Genomic DNA, 4,642 nt, shown 5'->3' on the forward strand with positions numbered 1-4,642 from the left:
CTTCGACAAGCTCAGCCTGAGCGGGATTGATAGGGCATTACACTAACTCCGCTCACCCTGAGCTTGTCGAAGGGTCGCAGCTGAGCTTGTCGAAGCCCCCGCCGACGATCAGCGCAGGTTGGCCGCCGTGTAGCACTCGACAAGGTAAGCCAGCGGGCGTCCGTCGGGCAGGACCAGCATTGCCTGATGCGTCGAGATCGTGTCCGCCGGGCAATTCTCCGCCGGTCCCGCCACCGTCGCGAGCGGACGCCGCTTGAACCCGAGCGGGGCGACGACTTTGCCGAACGGCGTATTCGTCACGCGCAGAGCTTCGTTCATCGCGGGCGTCAGCCGTGCCGGGACGTACCAGTTCCACGCGACCGAAAGCACCGTGCCGCCGCAGCTCAGGCGCACATTGCGCAAGGCGAAAGTTTCGCCGTCCGCAAGCCTGAGATGCTCGCGCATCGCTGCGGGAGGAGCCTCGCCGCCGGTGGCCAGCGTCTGCGCGGTGATCCGCGGATCGGTGACGCCGCGCATGCCGCACCACTCCTCCAGCGCCAGGGTTGCGCTGTCGTGGCGGCGCAGGACCGTCTCGAACTGTTCCAGCGTGGCGGCGGGCATTGCAGGCGAAGTCGCGGAAGCCATCACGGCCATGATCGCAGCAGGCGCCGCAAGCTCAAATGCCACCGGGGACCGCCGGGCGGCCCATCGCCGCCAGTCCTTCGACGAGCGCGCGGGTGCAGGCGGCGAGATCCTCGGCGCTGACCGAACGGATCACGAAATTCGCGCCGGTGCGCCCTTCGCCCCAGAACGGGTAGGAGCCGATCTGGCAGGTCTCGAACGTCTTTTCGGTTTCACGCAGCAGTTCGGCCACTTCGCTTTCGCCCACCCAGCACCCGACCGTCTCGGACAGCAACGGCGCGCCGCCCGCAAGCTGGCCGGAGAGCGCGTCGAGCATGCCTGCGGTGATGCTGGGCACGCCGGCCATGATGAACACGTTGCCGCAGCGGATGCCCGGTGCCCCGGTGTAGCGATTGGGGATCAAGCTGGCACCGTCCGGCGTGCGCGCCATCCGTAGGCGTGCCTCGGTCAGGCCGCCGCGCGTTGTGTAGTATTCTTCCAGGATCGCGCGGGCTTCGGGATGGACGATGACCGGCACGCCCAGCGCCTCGGCGATGGCGTCCACGGTGATGTCGTCATGCGTGGGGCCGATGCCGCCGGTGGTGAAGCAGTAGTCGTTGCGCGCGCGCAGGGTGTTCACCGCCTCGACGATGGATGGCGTCTCGTCGGCGACGACGCGCACTTCCTTCAGGCGGATACCCTGGATCTGCAGCCAGGTGGCGACCTGGGCGATGTTCTTGTCGTGCGTGCGGCCCGAGAGGATTTCGTCGCCGATGACGACGAGGGCGGCGGTGAAGATTCGCTGCTGGGAAGCCATGGCGGTATCGCTAGGGCAAATGGGCGCGCGGGGCTAGGGGGCTCGCAAATCTGCTCGCGGGTGCAAAAAGAAAGGGCCGGTCCGAAGACCAGCCCTGTAGAAGTTTTGGGAGAGGATGCCTGAAAGGCGAGTTCCTTATGTTCGGAATCGCGCTTTGCTGCAAATGCGAAAAGATTGAGCAAAGTTGCAAGGAATGCAACTTGAAGCGTGTACGTGGGAAACCGTGGTTTTGTGCGGTTGCGCGTCAGATCGGCCAGATTGCGCGATAATAGGCGGAATCCCAGAACATCCATTCGAAGCGCGTTGCATTGCGGAACGCGGTGACCATGGCTGCGCGCGTCGCGTCCGTGGCGTTTTGCGCGGCTTCATCGACAAGGGCGCGGACGCGGTCGGTCGCTTCGCCGAACGCGGGCGCGGCGTACGTGTCGATCCAGGCGGCATAGGGATTGGGCGAGGCGGCGCGCGGCTTCACGTCGCAGCCGACCTCCCAGTAGACCCAGAAGCACGGGAGGATGCCCGCGATCAGTTCCTCGTAGCTGCGTGTCGCGGCCAGTGCGGACAGGTAGCTGGTGTAGCCGAGGCATGCGGGCGTCGGCTCGCTGGCCGCCGCGATCTCGGCGGTGACGCCGAACTGGGCGAAGAATGCCTGGTGCAACGCTTCCTCGACCTGCACGGCGACTTTGGCTCCGTCGGAGAATTCGAGGCGGCCGCTCGCGGTCGGTGCGCGCGCCGCGGCGAGAGCGAGGGCGCGGGAATACTCGGCGAGGTAGAGGCTGTCCTGCACGATGTAATGCCGGAAACTTTCGGGCGCGAGCGTTCCGGCGGCCAGTTCGTTCAGGAAGGGGTGATCGAGGATCGCCCGGCGCAGCGGTGCGACCTCTTCCCAGACCGTTTGGCAAAAGCTCATGCGCGAAGTTCCCTCGGATACGAAAGTCGGGCGCGCTTAAAGCAGGATCAATTGCGAATGACCATCTTCGTCGCTGCGATCGCAATGACGAAAGTGCCGGGGGACCATGCCTCGCGGCGCGGAACGCAGGCAAAAAGAAAGGGCCGGTCCGAAGACCAGCCCTGTAGAAGTTTTGGGAGAGGATGCCTGAAAGGCACCCCCCATATGCTTTCGGAGGGTGATTCCCGCAAACGCGAAAACCATTACATAAGTTGCATGTCTTGCAACGGTCGCCCTCTGTGCGCTGAGCGTCAACTTTGCAAAACGGCCCCATAGAGGTCGTGCTCGTCCGCATCTTCGACGAGAACTTCAACGATATCACCGACTTGCAGCCCACCAGCGTCGCGCAGGAAGACGTTTCCGTCGATCTCGGGAGCGTCCGCCTGCGAGCGGCCGGTTGCACCGACGTCACCGTCTTCGTCCGCTTCGCCCACTTCGTCGATGATGACGGGCAGCACGCGGCCGACCTTGGCGGCGAGCTTCGCGGCGCTGATCGCGGCGGTCTTTTCCATGATCCGCTGGTAGCGCTCTTCCTTGACCTCTTCCGGCACCGGATCGGGCAGGTGGTTGGCCGAGGCACCCTCGACCGGTTCGAAGCGGAAGGCGCCGACGCGGTCGAGCTGCGCTTCGTCGAGCCAGTCGAGCAGGTACTGGAAGTCCGCCTCGGTCTCGCCCGGGAAGCCGACGACGAAGCTGGAGCGGATCGCGATATCCGGGCAAATTTCGCGCCACTTGTGGATGCGGTCGAGCACCTTGGCCTCGTTCGCCGGGCGCTTCATCGCCTTGAGCACCGACGGCGCCGCGTGCTGGAACGGGATGTCGAGGTAGGGCGTGATCAGCCCTTCGGCCATCAGCGGGATGACGTTGTCGACGTGCGGGTAGGGGTAGACGTAGTGCAGGCGCACCCACGGCTTGCGGCCCTGCGCATCCTTCAGGCCGCCGAGTTCGCGGGCGAGGTCGGTCATGTGGGTGCGGACCGCGTGGTCCTTCCACATGCGTTCCTCGTGGCGCACGTCGACGCCGTAGGCCGAAGTGTCCTGGCTGATGACGAGCAGTTCGCGCGTTCCGGCCTGCACCAGCTTTTCCGCTTCGCGCAGCACCGCGTCGATGCGGCGGCTTGCCAGCTTTCCGCGCAAGCTGGGGATGATGCAGAACGAGCAGGCGTGGTTGCAGCCCTCGGAGATCTTGAGGTAGCCGTAGTGGCGCGGCGTCAGCTTCACGCCGGCGTCGTCGTAGGCCTGCGGGATCAGGTCGAGGTAGGGCGAGAGTTCGGGCGGGGCCGCCTCGTGCACCGCCTCGACGACTGCCTCGTACTGATGCGCGCCGGTCACCGCGAGGACTTGCGGGAACTTGGCCCGGATCGCCTCGGCCTCGTTGCCCATGCAGCCGGTCACGATCACGCGGCCGTTCTCGGCGATCGCCTCGCCGATGGCGGCAAGGCTTTCTTCCTTGGCGGAATCGAGGAAGCCGCAGGTGTTGACGAGCACGACGTCGGCGCCGGAATAGTCCGGGCTCATGTCGTAGCCGTCCGCGCGCAGGCGGGTGAGGATGCGCTCTGAATCGACGAGCGCTTTCGGGCAGCCGAGGCTGACCATGCCGACTTTCGGCGGGGAGGGGAGTTCGATAGCCATGGGATTGGCGCGCCCGATACCCGCAAATGGCGTCCGAGTCACGAAAAACGAATTTTGCGGGTGATTCGCAAAACTTGCACAAGTGCACGGAGCCTGCAAGACAGGGCACCGCACTTAGGGAAGGATTGGAAATGGGTCCGGTGAACTGGCTGGCGGTCGTGCTGGCTGCAGCGCTCGCGGTAGCGGCGGGCGTCGTGTGGAACACCGTGCTGTTCCGTGACGGACGCCAGATCGTCCCCGGCAGTTCCGAACGTGCGGGCGGTTACATCACCATGGCCGTGGTGTTCCTCATCAGCGCGGCGATGCTGGGCCATGCGCTCGCCCGGATCGGCGCCGAGACGCTGGCGGCGAAGCCCTGGCTCTACTTCATGCAGAGCGGCGGACTGGCGATCGCCTTCGTCATGCCTGCGGTGTGGCTGACGCACTCACGCAGCCGCACCGAGCCCGCGCGCCGGGTGATCGACTGCGCGTTCTGGCTGGTCGCCTACCTGGCGATGGGGCTGGTGTTCTGGGTATTCGGGTAAGGTTGCTGCAAACACTGTCGTCATCCCAGCGCAGGCTGGGACCGCTGGCGGCTGTGCGCCCAACCTTCGTCAAAGCGCCCTCACGCTACGCAGGTTTTTTGCGGTTAGCGGTCCCAGCCTGCGC

Annotated in this window: 5 protein-coding genes; 1 reads left to right on the plus strand and 4 read right to left on the minus strand. The window is 65.5% G+C overall.

Annotated features, from left to right (window positions below; genetic code table 11):
• Nucleotides 1-108: 108 nt before the first annotated feature.
• The 4 genes from ACYPYD_RS11705 to rimO form a co-directional block, all read right to left on the minus strand.
• Nucleotides 109-624 carry a hypothetical protein gene (locus tag ACYPYD_RS11705; protein ID WP_459663286.1) on the minus strand — a complete coding sequence of 172 codons (516 nt, stop codon included), beginning with the start codon at nt 622-624 and terminating at the stop codon, nt 109-111.
• 31 nt (nt 625-655) lie between these two features.
• Nucleotides 656-1,417, minus strand: coding sequence for a competence/damage-inducible protein A (locus ACYPYD_RS11710; RefSeq protein WP_459663287.1), 762 nt, complete (start codon nt 1,415-1,417; stop codon nt 656-658).
• A 244-nt stretch (nt 1,418-1,661) separates the two neighbouring features.
• Nucleotides 1,662-2,324 carry a thiaminase II gene (gene tenA, locus ACYPYD_RS11715; protein ID WP_036523586.1) on the minus strand — a complete coding sequence of 221 codons (663 nt, stop codon included), beginning with the start codon at nt 2,322-2,324 and terminating at the stop codon, nt 1,662-1,664.
• A gap of 290 nt (nt 2,325-2,614) precedes the next feature.
• On the minus strand, nt 2,615-3,994 hold the full coding sequence (gene rimO, locus ACYPYD_RS11720) for a 30S ribosomal protein S12 methylthiotransferase RimO (protein ID WP_008833529.1): 1,380 nt from the start codon (nt 3,992-3,994) through the stop codon (nt 2,615-2,617).
• 131 nt (nt 3,995-4,125) lie between these two features.
• Between rimO and ACYPYD_RS11725 the strand changes: the two genes are divergently transcribed.
• The gene (locus ACYPYD_RS11725) at nt 4,126-4,518 is read left to right on the plus strand and encodes a DUF1761 domain-containing protein (protein WP_008833528.1); all 393 of its coding nucleotides are present in this window, start codon (nt 4,126-4,128) and stop codon (nt 4,516-4,518) included.
• Nucleotides 4,519-4,642: the final 124 nt, after the last annotated feature.

The sequence above is a fragment of the Novosphingobium sp. 11B genome, from assembly GCF_054589055.1.

Bases quoted from the DNA above. Each gene is read 5' to 3' on its own strand.
- ACYPYD_RS11705 (WP_459663286.1), bottom strand. From the start codon at position 624: ATGGCTTCCGCGACTTCGCCTGCAATGCCCGCCGCCACGCTGGAACAG.
- ACYPYD_RS11710 (WP_459663287.1), bottom strand. From the start codon at position 1,417: ATGGCTTCCCAGCAGCGAATCTTCACCGCCGCCCTCGTCGTCATCGGC.
- tenA (WP_036523586.1), bottom strand. From the start codon at position 2,324: ATGAGCTTTTGCCAAACGGTCTGGGAAGAGGTCGCACCGCTGCGCCGG.
- rimO (WP_008833529.1), bottom strand. From the start codon at position 3,994: ATGGCTATCGAACTCCCCTCCCCGCCGAAAGTCGGCATGGTCAGCCTC.
- ACYPYD_RS11725 (WP_008833528.1), top strand. From the start codon at position 4,126: ATGGGTCCGGTGAACTGGCTGGCGGTCGTGCTGGCTGCAGCGCTCGCG.